18 protein-coding genes are annotated in these 18,191 nt (G+C 40.1%); 14 read left to right on the top strand and 4 right to left on the bottom strand.

Going from position 1 to position 18,191, the window contains the following annotated elements; all coding sequences use genetic code 11:
• The first annotated feature begins 113 nt into the window (after positions 1–113).
• The gene (locus tag ACH0CI_RS21675) at positions 114–1,076 is read left to right on the top strand and encodes a quinone oxidoreductase family protein (protein WP_406902248.1); all 963 of its coding nucleotides are present in this window, start codon (positions 114–116) and stop codon (positions 1,074–1,076) included.
• Between the two features lie 104 nt (positions 1,077–1,180).
• Complete coding sequence (locus ACH0CI_RS21670; RefSeq protein WP_335706983.1) at positions 1,181–1,951, top strand: SDR family oxidoreductase; 771 nt, start codon at positions 1,181–1,183, stop codon at positions 1,949–1,951.
• 22 nt (positions 1,952–1,973) lie between these two features.
• On the opposite strand, the gene ACH0CI_RS21665 is transcribed toward ACH0CI_RS21670, so the two are convergent.
• Positions 1,974–2,756 carry an SDR family oxidoreductase gene (locus ACH0CI_RS21665; protein WP_033579236.1) on the bottom strand — a complete coding sequence of 261 codons (783 nt, stop codon included), beginning with the start codon at positions 2,754–2,756 and terminating at the stop codon, positions 1,974–1,976.
• 308 nt (positions 2,757–3,064) lie between these two features.
• Here ACH0CI_RS21665 and ACH0CI_RS21660 point away from each other — a divergent pair, with 308 nt between their 5' ends.
• Both ACH0CI_RS21660 and ACH0CI_RS21655 read left to right on the top strand, forming a co-directional pair.
• Positions 3,065–3,262, top strand: coding sequence for a hypothetical protein (locus tag ACH0CI_RS21660; RefSeq protein ID WP_406902247.1), 198 nt, complete (start codon positions 3,065–3,067; stop codon positions 3,260–3,262).
• Positions 3,263–3,404: 142 nt separating this feature from the next.
• Positions 3,405–3,677, top strand: a complete 273-nt coding sequence (locus ACH0CI_RS21655; RefSeq protein ID WP_045292176.1) for a hypothetical protein — start codon at positions 3,405–3,407, stop codon at positions 3,675–3,677.
• Positions 3,678–3,705: 28 nt separating this feature from the next.
• Here ACH0CI_RS21655 and ACH0CI_RS21650 read toward each other — a convergent pair whose 3' ends face one another.
• Entirely contained in the window at positions 3,706–3,942 is a 237-nt protein-coding gene (locus tag ACH0CI_RS21650) for a hypothetical protein (RefSeq protein WP_335706982.1), read from the bottom strand.
• A 266-nt stretch (positions 3,943–4,208) separates the two neighbouring features.
• On the opposite strand from ACH0CI_RS21650, the gene yjcZ reads away from it, so the two are divergent.
• Positions 4,209–4,346, top strand: coding sequence for a sporulation protein YjcZ (gene yjcZ, locus ACH0CI_RS21645; protein WP_013057409.1), 138 nt, complete (start codon positions 4,209–4,211; stop codon positions 4,344–4,346).
• Positions 4,347–4,542: 196 nt separating this feature from the next.
• Here the strand turns inward: yjcZ and ACH0CI_RS21640 are convergent, their stop codons facing one another.
• Complete coding sequence (locus ACH0CI_RS21640) at positions 4,543–4,743, bottom strand: cold-shock protein (protein WP_013057408.1); 201 nt, start codon at positions 4,741–4,743, stop codon at positions 4,543–4,545.
• Positions 4,744–5,006: 263 nt separating this feature from the next.
• Between ACH0CI_RS21640 and ACH0CI_RS21635 the strand changes: the two genes are divergently transcribed.
• From ACH0CI_RS21635 to pdxR, 3 genes are all read left to right on the top strand, one after another.
• Entirely contained in the window at positions 5,007–6,707 is a 1,701-nt protein-coding gene (locus tag ACH0CI_RS21635) for a pyruvate oxidase (RefSeq protein WP_406902246.1), read from the top strand.
• 143 nt (positions 6,708–6,850) lie between these two features.
• Positions 6,851–7,093: a hypothetical protein gene (locus ACH0CI_RS21630; RefSeq protein WP_080754433.1), complete on the top strand. Its 243-nt coding sequence runs from the start codon at positions 6,851–6,853 to the stop codon at positions 7,091–7,093.
• Positions 7,094–7,280: 187 nt separating this feature from the next.
• Positions 7,281–8,714 carry a MocR-like pyridoxine biosynthesis transcription factor PdxR gene (pdxR, locus tag ACH0CI_RS21625; protein ID WP_406902245.1) on the top strand — a complete coding sequence of 478 codons (1,434 nt, stop codon included), beginning with the start codon at positions 7,281–7,283 and terminating at the stop codon, positions 8,712–8,714.
• A gap of 204 nt (positions 8,715–8,918) precedes the next feature.
• Here the strand turns inward: pdxR and ACH0CI_RS21620 are convergent, their stop codons facing one another.
• Entirely contained in the window at positions 8,919–9,119 is a 201-nt protein-coding gene (locus ACH0CI_RS21620; protein WP_013057405.1) for a cold-shock protein, read from the bottom strand.
• 348 nt (positions 9,120–9,467) lie between these two features.
• Between ACH0CI_RS21620 and ACH0CI_RS21615 the strand changes: the two genes are divergently transcribed.
• The 6 genes from ACH0CI_RS21615 (at position 9,468) to ACH0CI_RS21590 (ending at position 18,173) form a co-directional block, all read left to right on the top strand.
• On the top strand, positions 9,468–10,346 hold the full coding sequence (locus ACH0CI_RS21615) for an NAD(P)-dependent oxidoreductase (protein WP_060746653.1): 879 nt from the start codon (positions 9,468–9,470) through the stop codon (positions 10,344–10,346).
• A 23-nt stretch (positions 10,347–10,369) separates the two neighbouring features.
• Positions 10,370–11,164, top strand: a complete 795-nt coding sequence (locus tag ACH0CI_RS21610) for an SGNH/GDSL hydrolase family protein (protein WP_028408234.1) — start codon at positions 10,370–10,372, stop codon at positions 11,162–11,164.
• A gap of 13 nt (positions 11,165–11,177) precedes the next feature.
• Positions 11,178–12,089: an ABC transporter ATP-binding protein gene (locus ACH0CI_RS21605; RefSeq protein WP_098333044.1), complete on the top strand. Its 912-nt coding sequence runs from the start codon at positions 11,178–11,180 to the stop codon at positions 12,087–12,089.
• Positions 12,082–13,062 carry an ABC transporter permease gene (locus tag ACH0CI_RS21600; protein WP_014459751.1) on the top strand — a complete coding sequence of 327 codons (981 nt, stop codon included), beginning with the start codon at positions 12,082–12,084 and terminating at the stop codon, positions 13,060–13,062. The genes ACH0CI_RS21605 and ACH0CI_RS21600 overlap by 8 nt, the downstream gene beginning before the upstream one ends.
• Positions 13,063–13,459: 397 nt before the next feature.
• Positions 13,460–13,906, top strand: a complete 447-nt coding sequence (locus ACH0CI_RS21595) for a DUF6376 family protein (RefSeq protein ID WP_028408237.1) — start codon at positions 13,460–13,462, stop codon at positions 13,904–13,906.
• A gap of 628 nt (positions 13,907–14,534) precedes the next feature.
• Entirely contained in the window at positions 14,535–18,173 is a 3,639-nt protein-coding gene (locus tag ACH0CI_RS21590; RefSeq protein ID WP_406902244.1) for a multifunctional 2',3'-cyclic-nucleotide 2'-phosphodiesterase/3'-nucleotidase/5'-nucleotidase, read from the top strand.
• Positions 18,174–18,191 lie beyond the last annotated feature (18 nt).

Below are 18,191 nucleotides of genomic sequence, written 5' to 3'. Positions count from 1 at the left end.
GCTTTGTCTCCTGAGGAGACAAAGCGTTTTTCCCTTGAGTCAGAAACTTGTGTTTGTTATCTCTTTGAATTACGATGAAAGGGAATACATAAAGAAAACGAGGTAACTTATATATGAAAGCATTAGTATTTGAAAGATTTGGAGGACCTGACGTTCTTCACTATCAAGATATACCGAATCCCTCTATTGGTCCAACAGATGTACTAGTAAGAACAAAAGCAATTGGACTTAATTTTGCCGATGTGTACCGAAGAAAAGGGAACTATCACTTAACGGGTACACCTCCGTATATTTTAGGATATGAAGGAGCAGGTGTGGTAGAAGAAGTAGGAGCAGAAGTAAGTCATGTTAACGTAGGAGACCGTATTGCGTTTGCTGACGTTCCTTTTGCAAATGCAGAGCTTGTTGCCGTGCCACAAGATAAAATCATTGCCGTACCTGATGATATTTCGTTTGACGCAGCTGCTTCTGTGCTTTTACAAGGGTTAACGGCGTACTATTTAACACAAGACAGCTACAGCATTCAGCCCGGCGATTATGTACTTGTTCACGCAGCTGCTGGAGGCGTAGGTCAGCTTTTAGTTCAAATTGCTAAGCTATTAGGCGGACAAGTCATTGGATTAACGTCATCTTCTGAAAAAGCAAAAGCAGCGGCTCAAGCAGGTGCTGACTATGTCTTTTTATACGAAGATAACTGGGTGGAACAAGTGAAAGAAGTAACGAAGCGAGGCGCAGATGTTGCCTATGAATCTGTAGGAGTTACGCTAGAAAAAAGCTTTGAAGCCGTAAAAACAGGCGGAACCGTGGTATTTTACGGAATGGCAGGAGGCGATCCGGCTCCAGTGGATCCGCGTATGCTGATGGATACCTCTAAAACGCTCACAGGCGGAGATCTGTGGAACGTACTTGTATCTTATGAAGAACGTAAAGTACGTTCCCAGCAGCTGTTTGAGTGGATCAGTAAAGGTCAGCTTGTGCTAACTGATCCCGTGGTGTTCGATTTAAAAGACGGAGCAAAAGCACATGAGCTGCTTGAAAGCCGGAAAAGTACAGGGAAAATTTTGTTAAGACCGTAAAAGAAAGGCCCTTTAGTCAAGGGCTTTTTTCTGTTAGTAAAGGAGAAACTAAGGAGCTGTCTAATATATATAGTAGATAAGTAGAGTGAAAGAGGTGAAGGTAGATGAAACATGCATTGATTACAGCGGGTCATAAAGGTATTGGCAAGAAGGTAACAGAACAGTTTTTAAAAAAGCAGTATTCCGTTACCGTCCATTTTCGCAGTGATAAAAATAAAGTGCGAGAACTGCAAGAAGAATGGCATCAATATAAAGACAACGTACAGTTCGTAGAAGGAGATATAACAAATAAAGAAGATATTGAATATGTCGTTGCGCAGGCTACGGAGCGATTTGGACGTATTGATGTTTTAATTAATAATGCAGGTCCGTATGTATTTGAAAGAAAAAAATTAATAGAGTACACAGACAGTGAATGGTATGAAATGCTGGAAGGGAATTTAAGCTCCGTTTTTCACTTTGTAAAAGCGGTTGTTCCTATTATGAAAAAGCAGCAGTTTGGAAGGATTATTACATACGGTTTTCAAGATGTAGAGTACACCCCTGGATGGATGTACCGCGCGGCTTTTAGTGCCGCTAAGTCAGGGCTAGCTTCTCTGACCAAATCGCTTGCTCTAGAAGTAGCCGAATACGGGATTACGGTCAATATGGTCTGTCCCGGAGATATTGTAGGGGACATGAAAGAAAGTGATATTATAAAAGCAAGATTACTAGAAGACAAGGAAACGCCTGTGGGCCGATCAGGTACGGGAGAAGACATTGCGCGTATTATTGAGTTTCTTTGTGATGAAAACTCAGATATGATTACAGGCAGCATTATATCCGCTTCGGGTGGAGTAGACGTTGTTCATAAAAGTAAAAAAACAAGCCCCTGACATTGACGCAGGGGCTTGTACGTTACAGCAGCGATTCTCCGCCGTCGATAAACATTTCACTTCCGGTAATATGTTTGGACGCGTCAGAAGCTAAAAAGGAAATTAAATCTGCTACTTCTTCAGGCTTAGCCGAGCGTTTAGCAAGCGGCTGATTGCCGTTTGGATATTCAATTGGAATCGCGACTTCTTTTAATTTGTCTTCTTGACGGAATGTATTGCTTTCAATATTTGTATCAACTGCTCCTGGACAAATAACGTTAACGCGTATTCCGTATGTAGAAAGTTCAAGAGCTGCCATTTTGCCGAAGGCCATTTGGCCAGCCTTTGAGGAACTGTATGCGCTCATGCCGATGTTTGAAAATGTACGGTTGCCGTTAATCGAGCTAGTAATAATAACGCTTCCTCCCTGAGCTTTTAAATAAGGAATAGAATGCTTCACGGTTAAAAAAGTACTCGTTAAATTTGTATCAATTGTTTTTGTCCAATCTTCTGGTGATAGTTCTTCAATAGAAGAAAACGTACCGTTGATGCCTGCGTTAATAGAAACAATATGTAATTGACTCCATAAGCTGCTAATCGTTTCGATACTTTCTTTTATACTTTCAGAGTCAGATACGTCTGTTTTAACGGCTATACACTCTCCGCCGCTCGCCATGATGGTCTCTTTTACTTCTTGTAATTTTTCTTCCTCTAAGTCTAAAAGAGCAACGCGCGCTCCTTGTTCAGCTAATGTGATGGCTGAAGCGCGTCCAATTCCAGATGCCGCTCCCGTCACAAGCGCAACTTTTCCAGTTAATGCAATCATTTGTAACCCCTCCATATAAAAATGTTGTTTCCTTTCTTTAACCTATAAGAAGGAAATAAAAACCTCTTTTAAACTATTTGTGTTTAAATTTGCTAAAAGATGCCAAAAGGAAAAGAGAAAACAGCGGCGAATTATTAATATGACGCCAGAACACGAAAAAGGCTAAGGTCAAATGAGCTTGCTTGAGTAGCTAAAGATATACTCTGTCTTTTCAGAAGAATGTTTATATAAAATTTTACATCAGAGGGACTTGCAAATCGTTCCTTGAAAGCTTACACTAGTAAAGCACAGAAAAAGGACGGTGTTTTATGAAGAAGAAAGATAATGTGATTCCATTCCCGCAAAGAAGGGAAGCAGCTGCTTATGATCCCGCTTCTATTAGCTTAGATAAGGATATTGTGGAGTTTTTAGAAATTATGAATTTTGAAGATCGAAATGATTTTTTAAATGAAATGATTGATTCATTTTTTAAATATGTAAAAGGTGAAGAAGACGAAGTAAGATAAAAAGTAACGTAAAGACATCCAAAGAGATGTTTTTTATTTTGTGACCAATTGCTTAAAATGCATGCTTAAGCCTCGTATAGTTATTTATGGTATAGTATACATTAGATACTATCTAGCAGGTGCAAATGCGAGGAGTGATAAGATGAGTGGATTTAAAAAAGACATTCGTGCCGGATTTGAAGAACCACACTCACTAGAACAATTAAAGCATGAAATGGAGCAAAGCCTGTGGAATTTAAGAAAAGATTTACGAAATGAAAATCGTTCGGAAACGGAAATGGAAATGATTAAAATTTCTCTGCTGTCACTATTTGAGGAGCAGGCCAATAATTTGAGCAAAACGGAGCTCTCTGATTACCTTGCGGACTATCACAAAAGAGTCGAGCAATTATTCGACAGGTATAGCTATAAATAAGACAAGCATCCTTGTGGGATGCTTGTTTTTATTTGAGCAAAATTCGCTTGTATTCGCTGAGTTTCAGAGGTTTGGATACATATCCGTCAGCTTCTAGCTGATAAATAATGGTGGCAGCTGCATATACGCTAAAGGCATGATCAAGACCAAAGTAGTCTTGCAAGGCGGCGACGCTCACTTCCTCTTGAAAGATTTTACTGCGGTTCGATAAGACAATAGGGTAGACGTTTTTAACGATTTGCTTTGAAATTTCGAGTGTTAACATATTGAATCCCTCCTGTGTGAGTGTACATAACTAAAGGTATTCAGCGCATTGTACATTCATGAAAAAGGGAGCGATTACATTTTTAAAAGATAAAGAAAAGAGGAGTAAATGCCCATAAAATCAGATATTTTATCACTTTGTGGAACTTGTTTGAGAAGCTCAGTATTTTAGTGTATGACAAACATTTTCAAAAGTTCTATGGAATTATTAGGAGCAATTTAACTAAATCCACATATCTTAAAGTATAGCAAATGGAGGTGAAACACATGGGATACTACGGAGGTTACGGATACGGTTGTGGTTATGGCGGCGGTGGCTGCGGCGGCGGTTTCGCTTTAATCATTGTACTTTTCATCTTATTAATCATCATCGGCGCTTCTTGCTTCGGCGGCGGCTGGTGCTAATTATTAAAAAATGAGGACGATGCAACATCCACACTTTATTTCTTCAACTATTTCTTCCACAAAAGGTCTCTTCGGAATGAAGAGACTCTTTTAGTTTACTATTTATAATAACGTGTATAAACTACATGTTAAAAAAATTTATGCGTAGCTCTACATAAAAAAAAGACTCTGACTGAAATCAGAGTCTTTTTACTACTTATGCTTTTTGAACGTTAGCAGCTTGAGGTCCGCGTTGACCTTCTTCAACGTCGAATGTTACAGCTTGACCTTCGTCTAAAGATTTGAATCCTTCGCTTTGGATTGCTGAGAAATGTACGAATACATCGTCGCCGTTTTCGCGCTCGATAAATCCGAAACCTTTTTCTGCGTTAAACCATTTTACTGTACCTTTTTCCATGAATGTTGCCTCCTCGTGTGCTATGCACACATTGTATTACTATCCTTGCTCATGATCAAAATCTTTAAGACGAAAGTATTCACCTATCGATTGTTGCCGAACAAAAATAATTCTTCTTATAGAATAGCAAAAGATAATGATAATTGCAAGGAATGAAGAAAATTTAACGAAAGAAAACGAAAATTATACGGCTGAAAATAAGTAAGAAAGAGCGTATCAGGTCACACTATCTATATATATATAAGAAGAAAGGGGTCAGTCATATGTTTAAACAAAAAGCAGGGGAAAAACTGATTGAACTGTTAACTGAATGGGGCGTTGATCATATTTACGGCATGCCAGGAGACTCCATTAATTCAATTATTGAACCGCTTCGCAAAGCCCAGGATAAAATTAAATTTATTCAAGTGAGGCATGAAGAAGCGGGAGCTCTCGCAGCGGCTGCATATGCCAAGCTAACCGGTAAAATCGGTGTATGCACGGCTATTGCCGGACCGGGAGCGATTCATTTACTGAATGGTTTGTATGATGCAAAGTTAGACAAAGCTCCCGTGTTAGCACTTACAGGGCAAGTGGAGTCCGATCTCATCGGAAGCGATGCGTTTCAAGAAATTAATTTAGAGCGAATGTTCGATGACGTGGCTGTATATAATCAGCGAATCATGTCCGCTGAACAGCTTCCCACTGTTGTTAATCAAGCGATTCGAACAGCTTATGCTAAAAAAGGTGTAGCTGTGTTAACTATTCCTGATGATATCCCTCGTTTTGAAGTCGGATCAGAAGCACGAGAAACATCAAGCATAATCGTTAAACAAGAAGTCTTTCCTCACAGAGAAGACCTTGAAAAAGCAAAAGATTTGATTGGTAAAGCAGAAAGTCCGGTTATTTTAGCCGGTCGAGGCACACATGAAATGAGAGAAGAACTGCTTGCGTTTGCAGAAAAAATCGCAGCACCTATTGTTCTTACGCTTCCTGGAAAAGGCGCCATACCGGATGAACATCCATATTGTCTCGGAGGACTTGGATTAATCGGTACAAAGCCAGCGTATGAAGCGATGCAAGAAGCGGATACGCTCATCATGATTGGAACGTCCTATCCGTTTACAGGCTTTTTGCCAGACCATGCGAAAACGATTCATATTGATATTGATCCCGCACAAATTGGCAAAAGGTACCCTGTAGATGCAGGGCTTGCAGGAGAAGCAAAAACAACCATTCAGTGGTTTTTAGAAAACGTTGGCCGCTCAGAGCATCGCCAGTTTTTAGAGCAAAGTCAAGAACGTATGAAAAAGTGGTGGAGTCAGCTTGATACCCAAGAAGCAAAAGAAAGCCTACCTATCAAGCCACAGCGAGTGATTCGAGCGCTTCAGCACGTAGCGGCTGATAACGCGGTCTTGTCCGTAGATGTAGGAAACGTCACAGTATGGATGGCGCGTCATTTTCGTATGACAAATCAACAGTTTGTGATTTCAAGCTGGCTAGCAACTCTTGGATGCGGGCTGCCGGGCGCACTTGCTGGAAAAATTGCTTATCCCGAGAAGCAGGTATTTGCGGTCTGTGGAGACGGCGGCTTTGCGATGACGATGGCAGATTTTATTACAGCTGTTAAATACAATCTTCCGCTAGTTGTGGTGCTATTTAATAACCATAAAATCGGTATGATTAAATTTGAACAAGAAGTAATGGGAAATGCTGAATTCGGCACAGACTTAACAAACCCGAATTTTGCTAGGTATGCAGATATCTGCGGAGGTGTTGGCTACCGAGTAGAAAAGGAAGACGAGCTGTTGCCGGCTTTTGAAAGTGCAGTTAGACAGAATAAACCGTGTATTATCGATGTAATCGTTGATGCAAACGAAGCGCCTATGCCAGCAAAAATAACGCTTGGGCAAGCAACAGGGTATGCCAAGCACATGGTGAAAGAATTGTTTCAAGAAGGCAAGCTAGATTTACCGCCTTTATAAAAAAATAGGCTGTGACGAAAGTAATTTAGTTGAAGAAAGATCCGAACGATGAATCGAGATTCTTGATGGAGAATCAACTTCGTTTGGTTTTTTTTTATTGGCATGGTGAATGTAGTTTTCATGTATTTCGTTGCTTCTAGCAGTTGATTGGAGAGCAAGGCGAAGACTCCTGCGGGAAAAGCGGAATAGGTGAGACCCCGCAGGAGCGTATGCGACGAGGAGGCTCACCGGCCGCCCGCGGAAAGCGAAGTCTTGCACGGAAATCAAATGTGGTGTACCAAGCAACCCATATGAGCTCATGTATCCCATTTGTTCGTCTTCAGATTGGACTGGTGTGGTTATGTCTCAATCTCTTTTTCATGGTGAAATTCATTCAATATGATTAACTATAAAATTATTATGTGAACTAAAATACCTAAAAATGAAAAATAGCTACTATTATAATTTTTGATAAAGTGGATGAGCAAAAAAACACCGAATTGGATGGTCTTTTTTTATAAAACTGCTTTAAGATAAGAGAGATAAAGGATAAACTACTAATTAAGAAAGTTTAAATGTAAGGACTGACGCCGCATGAACTGGAGACCAGATCGCGCTAGTAAAAAAGCGATTTATAAACAAATTGCAGAATATATTGAAAGCTGTATTTCATCGGGAGCTTTTCCACCGGATTCTATGCTGCCATCAGAACGAACGCTTGCCGCTGAGCTCAACGTGAACAGAAGCACGGTAGTAGCTGCTTATGAAGAGCTGCAGGCACTTGGAATCGTAGAACGTAAAAAAGGAAGCGGCACGCGAGTGAGTTCGAGCATCTGGGGAATTTCCCGAAAACGTATTCCAAACTGGGGGAGATATGTAGAAGACGGTTCATTTTTGCCTAATTTACCGCTCGTACAGCGAATCAGAAGCGAGGCTTTGCGAACAGATTTTGTGAACTTAGCCAGCGGAGAGTTAGCTCCTAGCTTATTTCCAAGCGAAGATTTTCAGCAAATATTAGCGGGCATGCCTTTTAATGAACATTTAGGCTATGATCATCCCCACGGCAATGAACGTTTGCGTGATGCTATTGCTGCTCATGTTTATGAGTACCGGAAAATCTCCACTGACTCCAATTCTATTCTAATTACATCAGGTGCACAGCAAGCACTTCATTTGATTGTGCAGTGTTTGTTAAAACCAGGGGATGCAGTAGCGATTGAAGATCCATCCTATAGCTATTCACTGCCACTTTTTCAATCAGCAGGTCTACGAACGTTTTTACTGCCTGTAGATAAAAATGGAGCAAACCCGGACGACTTAGTAGAATTACATAAAAAGCATCGCATTCGAATGGTTTTTTTAAATCCGTACTATCAAAATCCGACCGGTATTGTGTTATCAGAAGCGCGCCGAAAGCGGTTTCTAGAGCTTTCTTCAGAATACGGCATTCCGCTTATTGAAGATGATCCTTATTCACTCACGGCATTTGATGGCAATGTACATCAAACGCTGAAATCGATGGACGAGAACGGAAACGTCCTCTATATCAGCTCGCTTTCTAAAATTGTTGCATCAGGCCTTCGAATCGGCTGGATAGTGGGGCCGGAGCAAGTGATTCAGCGCCTGGCAGACGCTAAGCAGCAAATTGACTTTGGCCACAGCATCTTTCCACAGTGGATTGCTTATCAATTCTTAGATTCTCCTACGTTTTCTTCACATATTGAAAAGCTTAGACAAGAGCTCAAAAAGCAAGAGTATGCCCTGTCGTCGAGTCTGAACGAATTGCTCGGATCAAAAGTATCTTTCGATTCACCTCAAGGCGGGATTCACTTATGGTGCAAAGTAAATCAGCCGGTCGATGACTATCGACTATTGGAAGAATCGCTTAAAAGAGGAGTGGCTTTTGTACCAGGAAGCGTGCTGAGTTCTCAAAGCGGAGCTATTCGCTTTACGTTTGGCAGAGGGGAAGAAGAGGTCATTCGAGAAGGAATCAAACGATTTGCAAGCGCCCTAGAGAGTCTGGAATAGCTATAAACATAGGTAAACGTACCGGATGAAAGTTTTATTTTATTATTTCGTATAGATTGTTATGATCTTGTGCTATACTAAGAGTACCATTAACTTTACTTCTGTATTTGTACCGACTGGCCCTGTTGAAAAACAGGGCTTTTTTATGTTTGTACACAAAAAAACAGATCCTTTAAAGGATCTGTTTCTGATATGTTGTGTTTCTTATGCTTTTTGAACGTTAGCAGCTTGAGGTCCGCGTTGACCTTGTTCTACGTCAAATGTTACAGCTTGACCTTCGTCTAAAGATTTGAAGCCTTCGCTTTGGATTGCTGAGAAGTGTACGAATACATCGTCTCCACCTTCGCGCTCGATGAATCCAAAACCTTTTTCTGCGTTAAACCATTTTACTTTACCTTGTTCCATAATTGTTGCCTCCTCGTGCGGACTCGCACATTGTGGTACTATTCTTGCTCAAATCTAAAGACGAAAAGTGACAATACTCATACATCCCCACCGAACAAAAATAATTCTCTTACATCTTAGCAGAAATTTCCTATGTTTGCAAGCGCTTTATTTAAAAACCATTCGTATTTTTTAGACAAGTTTTTTATAAATCATGTCTAAAAAATGTCACATTTTGAACATTATAGAAAGGCTATTCTTTGTATTCGCTTTTACTGTAGTTATATAATAATGAAAATACGCTTTTTCTAAAGATAGACGACAAGTATAAGAAACGTACATACTGAGTGCTGAAATGGAGTGGTAAAGATGAAGGTGGGTTTAATTGGTTTAGGAAATATGGGATTACCGATGGCGGAAAATATGATAAAGGCGGGTCATGAACTTGTTATTTATAACCGTACTGCTTCGAAGGCGGAAAGTCTTGTGAAAAAAGGAGCAAAGGTTGTGGAGACACCTGCTCAAGCAGCACAAGAAGCGAATCTTGTCTTCACAATTCTTTCAAATGATGAGGCTTTAGAAGAAGTAACGCTTTCAGAAGCCGGTGTACTTGCAGGCCTTCAAGAAGGTGGTATTCACGTCTCTGTGAGTACTATTAGCGTAGATTTGTCGGAAAAATTAACAAGCGCACATGCTGCATCAGGACAGCATTTTGTTGCAGCGACTGTTTTAGGTCGCCCCGACGCAGCAGCTGCCGGGGCTCTCAAAGTAATAGTTGCAGGTAATAAAGAAGCAAGAGAGCACGTTTGGCCGCTGTTTGAAGCGATTGGTCAAACTATTTTCACTGTAGGAGACGAGCCTTACTTATCAAATGTAGCTAAGCTTGGCAATAATTTTTTATTAGTATCGATGTTAGAAGCTGTTTCTGAAGCAGTAGTCATGGTAGAACAGTATGGCATGCAAGCGGAAGAGTTTCTTGAAGTGGTTAACAGCTTATTTGCATCTCCTGTGTATAAAAATTACGGCAATTTAATTGCTAAAAGAGACTTTGATCCGGCCGGGTTCAAGCTGGAGCTTGGACTAAAGGATGTAAACCTGGCTATTGATGCAGCCAAAAAAGTGTCCGCCCCGCTTCCGTTGGGAGAGCTTGTGAAAGGTCATTATGAACAAGGAATCGAAAATGGCTGGGGTCATTTAGACTGGTCTGCTTTACTAAAAACAGTTGAAGCTCTAAAAAAAGATAACTAAAAAGACGAAAAGGAGTGCAGCCAGTGAAAGCGAAAGGAAAGTGGGTATGGATTGTATCCTTGATTTCGATTATTTCGTGTCTGCTGTTTGCAGCGGGACTTGGAATGTCTATTTATGATTATGTTAGCGCCTCAAAAGCTACTGTAAAAGAAATGCCAAAGCCAAAGCAAGAAACAAGCAGCAGTAACAAAAGTACAAAGAATTATACGATTGTTGCTTTAGGAGATTCACTGACAAGAGGAACAGGAGATGCAGCGGGAAAAGGATACGTTGGGTATTTAAAAGATAATCTTGAAGAAAAAACGAAGAAGAAAATTCTCTTAAGTAACTTTGGAATAAAAGGTCAAACGTCTTCGCAGCTGGCAAGTCAAGTAAAGCAGCAGGAAATTCAGCGGCAGGTTAAGTCGGCAGATACCGTGCTGATCACCATTGGAGGAAATGACTTATTTCAAGGCGGACAAACGCTGCAGAACTTAAATAAAAACAATATTCAAAAGCTAGAAAATGACTATTTAAAAAACGTAGACAGCATCTTAAAAAGCATCCGGTCGGCCAATAAAGACGCGACGATTTTTTTAATTGGTTTATACAATCCGTTTAGTAACCTACAAGATGCAAAAACGACAACGGCTATTGTACGAGAATGGAATTACAAAAGCAGTGAATTAAGTGCTAATTATAAGCAAACTGTTTTTGTTCCGACCTTTGATTTGTTTCAGCTAAAGGTAGATGACTACTTATATACCGATAAGTTTCATCCTAATGCAAAAGGCTACAAGCTGATCGCAGAACGTGTAGCATCGCTTATTACATGGTAAGGGAGGGAATGATATGAGTGAAGTAACGCTTTCAGTAAAAGGACTGAAAAAAGTAATAGGAAAACGAGAAATTATCAAAAATATTGATTTTGAACTAAAAAGAGGCGAAGTGTTCGGCTTTTTAGGACCCAATGGAGCCGGTAAAACGACAACGATTCGAATGCTTGTCGGCTTGATTCGCCCGACCGCTGGTTCCATTTATATTTGTGGATACAGCGTATCGAAGCAGTTTACAAAAGCGATGGAGCATATCGGCTGTATTGTTGAAAATCCTGAGCTGTATCCATACTTAAGCGGCTGGGAAAATCTGCAGCACTTTTCACGGATGATTCCTTCTATGACAGAAGAACGCATTCATGAAGTGGTGGAATTAGTTGGCTTGCAAGAGCGTATCCACGATTTAGTTCGCACGTATTCGTTAGGTATGAGGCAGCGTTTAGGAATTGCGCAAGCGCTTCTCGGAAAACCAAAAGTGCTTATTTTAGACGAGCCAACGAACGGACTAGACCCTTCTGGGATTCGGGATATGCGTAAATTTATTCGCTTTTTAGCTGAAAGTGAAGGTCTAAGCGTCCTAGTATCGAGTCATTTACTGAGCGAGATTCAGCTAATGTGTGACCGAGTAGCGATTATCGCAAAAGGAGAAGTTATTCACACAGAATCGGTGAAGACCCTGTTAACTCAGCAAGAGCGCTTACTGTGGAAGCTAGATCCGCAGCCTGCAGGAATAGACGTTTTAAAACAAGTGACGGACTTTGTACAAGTGCAAGGGGAGTATGTCACGACGTTTTATGAAGAAGCTGAAGTGGGAGAGTGGAATAAACAGCTCATTGCAGCAGGAGTAACGGTAAAAGAAATGAATCGAAAGCTTCCAACTCTTGAAGATTTATTTATCGAAATGACAGGAGGCGAATCGATTGATTAGTTTGGTTCAAAATGAAATGATCAAGCTCGTTCGAAAAAAGCGCCTGTTAATCGTTACTCTTATTATGGGCGTTTTGATTTCCATGTTCACCTATGCTCAGCTTCGCGAAACACAGCGCCTTCAAGAAAAGCTAGGAACGACCGATTGGCGCAGTACGCTGCAGCAAGAAATTATCGATACGCAAAACCGGCTGAGCGGAAGCCAAATTTCAGATGATTGGCGCAAGCAGCTTGAAATTCGCGTGGCGCAGCAACAGTATTATTTAGATAATGATATCAATCCTTCGGAACCAGGGGCACCAACGTTTGTGCGAGGATTCATTGAAAACGCCATTCAGCTTTTGCTGCCGCTAATGATTATGATTATTGCAGCGGATTTAGTGTCTTCAGAGTACAGCTTGGGATCCATCAAGGTATTGTTGACGAGGCCTGTGAAACGGTGGAAAATCCTGCTTAGTAAATACATCACGCTCGTCATGTCCGTCTCGTTTTTAATTTTAATGTTTGGCGTTTTGTCGTACCTCATTTCTGGTGTTGTATTTGGATTTAAAGGCTGGACAGCGCCTATTCTTACGGGATTTAGCGTGCAGGGAAATGACTTAAATACAGCGGACGTTCATTTAATTTCGCAGTGGAGATATATTTTAATGGAGTTTGGTCTTGCTTGGTTTGTATCTCTGGTGGTTGGAACGCTTGCTTTTATGCTGTCTGTTTTAATTAAAAGTACAGCTGCGGGTATGGGTGTGATGCTTGCTTGTTTGATTGCAGGTACAATTTTAAGCAGCATGGTTTCTTCGTGGAATTCAGCTAAGTACTTGTTTATGGTCAATTTAAATTTAACTTCTTACCTGCAAGGAACAGCTCCTCCGACTGAAGGAATGACATTAGGGTTTTCCTTAGGTGTTTTAACCATTTGGGGACTTGCCGGGCTGCTCGTGTCGTTTCTGGTATTTACCAAAAAAGACGTGTACTAATTCCGTATAAGTTGACGATAATCAGGAACGTGCGTTATGATTGTGTTAACAAAAAATGCTGTTTTGCTCAAAGGGGAGTAGCTCTTGCAGTAAAGTCGTCATTTCGAGATTATTATCTCCGGCTTTATTGACAATGCAAATTGTTAGCGAGACCTTTGCCAATGTTGCCATTGGTAAAGGTCTGGATACAAACACCTTTACCACATGTGGTAAAGGTGTTTTTTGTTATTTCAAAATGAGAGAGGAGCTTAAAAATGTCAAAACTATCGAGACTGTTAAAAAGCCCCGCTGTAAAAAAAGGAATAAAAAAAGCTGTACCCATTATTATGAAAGAGTTAAAGAAACGAAAATCGAAAAGAAGATAGCAGAAAAGAAAATAAGAAAGGTTGAGTGCTAAGTGAAAAAGTGGATGCTAGTCATATCAACTGCTGTTCTTTTTATGGTCGGCGGCTGTTCTTTTCTTGAAGATACAAGCAGTACGCTGAACTACGCAAACGATGCGAAAGATTACGTGAGTGAAGCACAAAAGTTTGCTGAAGAAATACCGCCTCTAGCGGAAAAAGCTGTTAATGACGATGAGGCAATAAAAAAGCTCGAGCAAAAGCTGCAGGAAATGAAAGGGAAAGCCGAAGAATTTAATCAAACCAAAGCTCCTGACATCGCTTCTGATGTGCACGATCAGCTTGTTCAGCAAAACGAAAAAATCATTAGTGGAATTGAAGCGTATGAAGCCAATATAAAGGATGGCAGCTTCAATCCAGAAGCGCTAAAAAACAGTGAATTGTTTCAATCAATTCAAGATGTATCAAGTATTATGAAACAAATTAAAGAATTAGGTCAGTAAAAAAACAAACCTGGGACAAAAGTGTGCTAATTGAAGAAAATCCGAACGATGAATCACGATTCTTGATGGAGAATCAACTTCGTTCGGATTTTTTTATTTGTAGGGTGAACGTAGGTTTCATGTGTATAGATGCTTTAGATTGGATTGATATAGTAGGTATGCCTTATAATTCAACCTCGTTTCCATATTATAAATGTAAAATTATATAAATATATCTATTTATTAGAAGACAAAAACCTTCTCTTTCTTTTTTATATCTACGAAATTTTGTTAGAAGCTGTGACAAACTTAATGTCTGCTTTTCATATCCTATGTATAGTACATATATACACACCGCTTGAAATAAATTTTTTTTGAATGAAAAGAGAACGTGGGAACGTTGATGTGTTAGGTAATAAGACTCATTTAAAAAGGAGGGTTCATCCAATTAATGAAAACTATAGTCCTTTGTTTTAAAGAGAGAAACTAAAAAAAATTTTTCGGTTTACAAAAAGTTAATAAAACGCATACAAATGGTTTACTAAAAAATCAAAAAATTTACATCCTTTATAAATCTTTTCTGCTATACTATTTTTGAACAGTTGCTAGATTTATAGCGATGATAACTTACTTGAAAGGTGAATGGTAGATGAAAAAGAACAAACGCAGCAAAACGAAGAAAATACTAACTACATCACTGGCACTTTCTTTATTATCAATGCCGCTTCTAACTACACAGGCAGGAGCAGAAGAACGTCACCCTGGACAAAGCTCACAGCAAAGCAAGCATCAAGGCCACAATAAAAAAGATGCGCTTGTGAACATACGCCTGATGGAAACAACCGACGTTCATACGAATCTATTAAACTATGATTATTTCAAAGACGCCCCTTATGAAAAAGTAGGTTTAGCTAAAACCGCTACCTTAATCAAAAATGCTCGAAAAGAAGTAAAAAACAGCTTATTAGTAGATAACGGAGACCTCATTCAAGGAACGCCTCTAGGCACGTATAAAGCCAAGATTAACCCGCTGAAAAAAGGTGAAGTTCATCCTGTATTTAAAGCGATGAATCAGCTAGATTATGATATTGCAACGCTTGGAAATCATGAGTTCAACTATGGATTAGACTTCTTAACGGAAGCGTATAACGACGCGAACTTTCCTTACATAAATGCCAATGTCTATGTTGACGATCATGACAGCAACCCGAAAAATGACAAAAATAAATTTACGCCTTATAAAATTATGAATAAAAAAGTCGTTGATGAAAACGGTAAAAAACGAACGATTAAAGTTGGTTTCATTGGCTTTGTGCCGCCTCAAATTAACGATTGGGACAAAGCAAACCTTGACGGAAAAGTCATTACTAAAGGCATTGTGGAAACAGCCAACAAGTACATTCCAGAAATGAAGAAAAAAGGTGCGGACGTAGTTGTCGCGATGGCTCACTCTGGGTTTAGCAGCAATAAGCAAAACACGGAAGATGTGATTTACTCATTAAGTGAAGTAAAAGGCATTGATGCTATTACGTTTTCGCACACGCATAAAGTCTTCCCTGCTAAAACGGAAGCTGCGCTAGACGGTTTGTTCCTCGGAGCAGATAAAAAGCCTCTTCCTGGCGTTGATAATGCAAAAGGAACAATCAACGGCGTTCCGGCTGTCCAAGCAGGTTACGGCGGAGGATCACTTGGCTTAATTGACTTAACGTTAAAAGAAGAAAAAGGAAAATGGAAAGTAGTAAACTCTCAATCGTCCACGCGTGAAACGTATAAAGACGTAAAAGATGCGTCAGGGAAAACGGTTACGCAAAGTACGGTAGAACCGGATAAAGGTGTTGTTAAAGCGGTTCAAAAAGATCACGATGCAACGGTTAAATATGTGAACACACCAATTGGTAAAACGACGGATGATATTCACAGCTATTTTTCTCTTGTAAAAGATGATCCATCTATTCAAGTGGTAACAAATGCACAAAAAGATTACGTAGAAAAGTACGTTTCTCAAAACAAGCCGGAATATAAAGACCTTCCGATTTTATCAGTGGGAGCGCCTTTTAAAGCAGGAAGAAACGGCGTTGATGAATATACGGAAATTAAAAAAGGTGACTTAACGATCCGAAGCGCTGGCGACCTGTATCTATATGACAACACGTTGAAAGCGGTCAAAGTAAAAGGTTCTGTTGTAAAAGACTGGATTGATATGTCTGCCGGTAAGTTTAATCAAATTACACCGAATAAAACAGAAGAGCAGGAATTATTAAACCCAAGCTTCCCTGTTTATAACTTCGACGTCATTGACGGCGTTCAATATCAAATTGACGTCACAAAACCACCAAAATACGATGTGAATGGAAACGTGATTCACGCAGATTCAAGCCGAGTTGTTAACTTAACGTATAACGGTAAACCAGTTGACCCGAATCAAGAGTTTATCGTTGTGACAAATAACTACCGAGCTGGCGGAGGCGGGAACTTCCCTGGTCTAAAAGGAAGCGAGCTTGTGGTGGATTCAGCGGATGAAAACCGTCAAATTCTAATGGACTACATCACCGAGCAAAAAGAAATTACGCCTACAGCTGACGATAACTGGTCCATTGCACCAATTAACGGAACGGCTAACGTGACGTTCACAAGCTCACCGCGCGGAGAAAGCTATTTAACTGAAGGAAGTAACATTACGTATACAAATAAAACGGACGACAAAGGATTTGGCATTTACAAAATTAATTTAAACGGCGAATCAAAAGATAATACAAAGATTCAGCTGTTAGGCATGAACGACCTTCACGGTCAGCTCGATACAGATACAAAAATCAATTCAAATGGCCAATCGCTGTTAGCTGGAAATATGAAATATACAGCAGCAGCTATTCGTAAACAAGAAGCTGAAAATCCGAATACGCTTTTAGTTCATGCAGGAGACATGATTGGCGGAAGTCCGCTAGTTTCAGCGCTGTTTCAAGACGAGCCAACGGTTGAAGTGATGGAATCGCTTGGATTTGATGTAGGCACGCTTGGAAACCATGAGTTTGATGAAGGCATTGCTGAGCTTCATCGTATGATTGAAGGCGGAGACCATCCAAAAGGAACAAAAGGATACGACGGCATGAATTTCCCGGTAGTAGCGGCAAATGCTTATGATACGTCAACGAATAAATTAATTACAGAACCTTATGCGATAAAAGAAGTAGGCGGCAAGAAAATCGGCTTCATCGGCGTTGTAACACAAGAAACGCCAAGCATGATTGTTCGTAAAGGAAATGAAAACTTAAAAATTACGGACGAAGCAGAAGCAATTGATAAATACACGGCAGAGTTGAAAAAGCAAGGTATTAAAGCCATTGTGGTACTTGCTCATAATCCATCTAATCAAAACGGAACGTCTACCGAGTTTGATGCAGCAGATATCGCTAAAAAAGTTGACGATGAAGTTGACGTGATCTTTTCAGCTCACAATCACGTATACAACAACAAAGTAGTAGATAACAAACTAATCGTTCAAGCTTATTCATACGGCTCAGCGTTTTCTGACGTAGACGTTGAAATCGATAACACGGGTGACATCGTGAAAAAAGATGCAAAAATTGTGACCGTATACCAAAAAGACTATACGCCAGATCCTGAAGTTTCAAGCATTATGAAAAAGTACGAAGATTTAGCAGCGCCTATTAAAGCACAAGTGGTTGGGAATTCATCTACAGATTTGGCAAAAGGCTATCCTTCTAGCGGAGCAACAGGGGATATTGCGCTTGGAAACTTAATTGCTGACGGTATGAAAGCAGAAATGAATGCTGACTTTGCGTTAATGAATGGCGGAGGCGTTCGTTCACAGCTTGATGCAGGTGACGTGACATACGGTGATTTGTTTGCGATTCAGCCGTTTGGCAACGTCTTAAATAAAGTAAAGCTAAGCGGAGCAGATTTAGAAACGGTGTTAAACAATCAAATTACCTCATCCGGACTAGATTTCCATATTGCAGGCTTTAACTATACGTGGGACAGTAGTACTAATAAAGTCGTCGATATCACGCTTCCAGATGGAAGTAAAATCGACAAAGAAAAAGAATATACGGTAGTAGTCAATAACTATATGTATGGAAATGAAAAATACGGGATTGGCGCACTTTCTTCAGATATGGAAGTGGGACCAGAAGATTTACAAGCAACGGTAAACTATATTAAAACACTTCAGAGCCCGTTTGAATACAAAGCTGAAGGTCGTATTCAAAACGTGGCAGCTGCTAAAACAGCTGAACAGCAAGAACCTACTTTGAAAATAGCTCAATAAGCCAAAAAAGGCTGTCTC

The organism is Priestia sp. 179-F W1.4 NHS (assembly GCF_045369295.1).
In the GTDB taxonomy this organism is placed as follows: Bacteria; Bacillota; Bacilli; order Bacillales; family Bacillaceae_H; genus Priestia; species Priestia zanthoxyli.
Note: the sequence above shows the minus strand (reverse complement) of the source record. Positions and strands in the feature narration are given on the sequence as shown.

Bases quoted from the DNA above. Each gene is read 5' to 3' on its own strand.
- ACH0CI_RS21675 (WP_406902248.1), top strand. From the start codon at position 114: ATGAAAGCATTAGTATTTGAAAGATTTGGAGGACCTGACGTTCTTCAC.
- ACH0CI_RS21670 (WP_335706983.1), top strand. From the start codon at position 1,181: ATGAAACATGCATTGATTACAGCGGGTCATAAAGGTATTGGCAAGAAG.
- ACH0CI_RS21665 (WP_033579236.1), bottom strand. From the start codon at position 2,756: ATGATTGCATTAACTGGAAAAGTTGCGCTTGTGACGGGAGCGGCATCT.
- ACH0CI_RS21660 (WP_406902247.1), top strand. From the start codon at position 3,065: ATGAAGAAGAAAGATAATGTGATTCCATTCCCGCAAAGAAGGGAAGCA.
- ACH0CI_RS21655 (WP_045292176.1), top strand. From the start codon at position 3,405: ATGAGTGGATTTAAAAAAGACATTCGTGCCGGATTTGAAGAACCACAC.
- ACH0CI_RS21650 (WP_335706982.1), bottom strand. From the start codon at position 3,942: ATGTTAACACTCGAAATTTCAAAGCAAATCGTTAAAAACGTCTACCCT.
- yjcZ (WP_013057409.1), top strand. From the start codon at position 4,209: ATGGGATACTACGGAGGTTACGGATACGGTTGTGGTTATGGCGGCGGT.
- ACH0CI_RS21640 (WP_013057408.1), bottom strand. From the start codon at position 4,743: ATGGAAAAAGGTACAGTAAAATGGTTTAACGCAGAAAAAGGTTTCGGA.
- ACH0CI_RS21635 (WP_406902246.1), top strand. From the start codon at position 5,007: ATGTTTAAACAAAAAGCAGGGGAAAAACTGATTGAACTGTTAACTGAA.
- pdxR (WP_406902245.1), top strand. From the start codon at position 7,281: ATGAACTGGAGACCAGATCGCGCTAGTAAAAAAGCGATTTATAAACAA.
- ACH0CI_RS21620 (WP_013057405.1), bottom strand. From the start codon at position 9,119: ATGGAACAAGGTAAAGTAAAATGGTTTAACGCAGAAAAAGGTTTTGGA.
- ACH0CI_RS21615 (WP_060746653.1), top strand. From the start codon at position 9,468: ATGAAGGTGGGTTTAATTGGTTTAGGAAATATGGGATTACCGATGGCG.
- ACH0CI_RS21605 (WP_098333044.1), top strand. From the start codon at position 11,178: ATGAGTGAAGTAACGCTTTCAGTAAAAGGACTGAAAAAAGTAATAGGA.
- ACH0CI_RS21590 (WP_406902244.1), top strand. From the start codon at position 14,535: ATGAAAAAGAACAAACGCAGCAAAACGAAGAAAATACTAACTACATCA.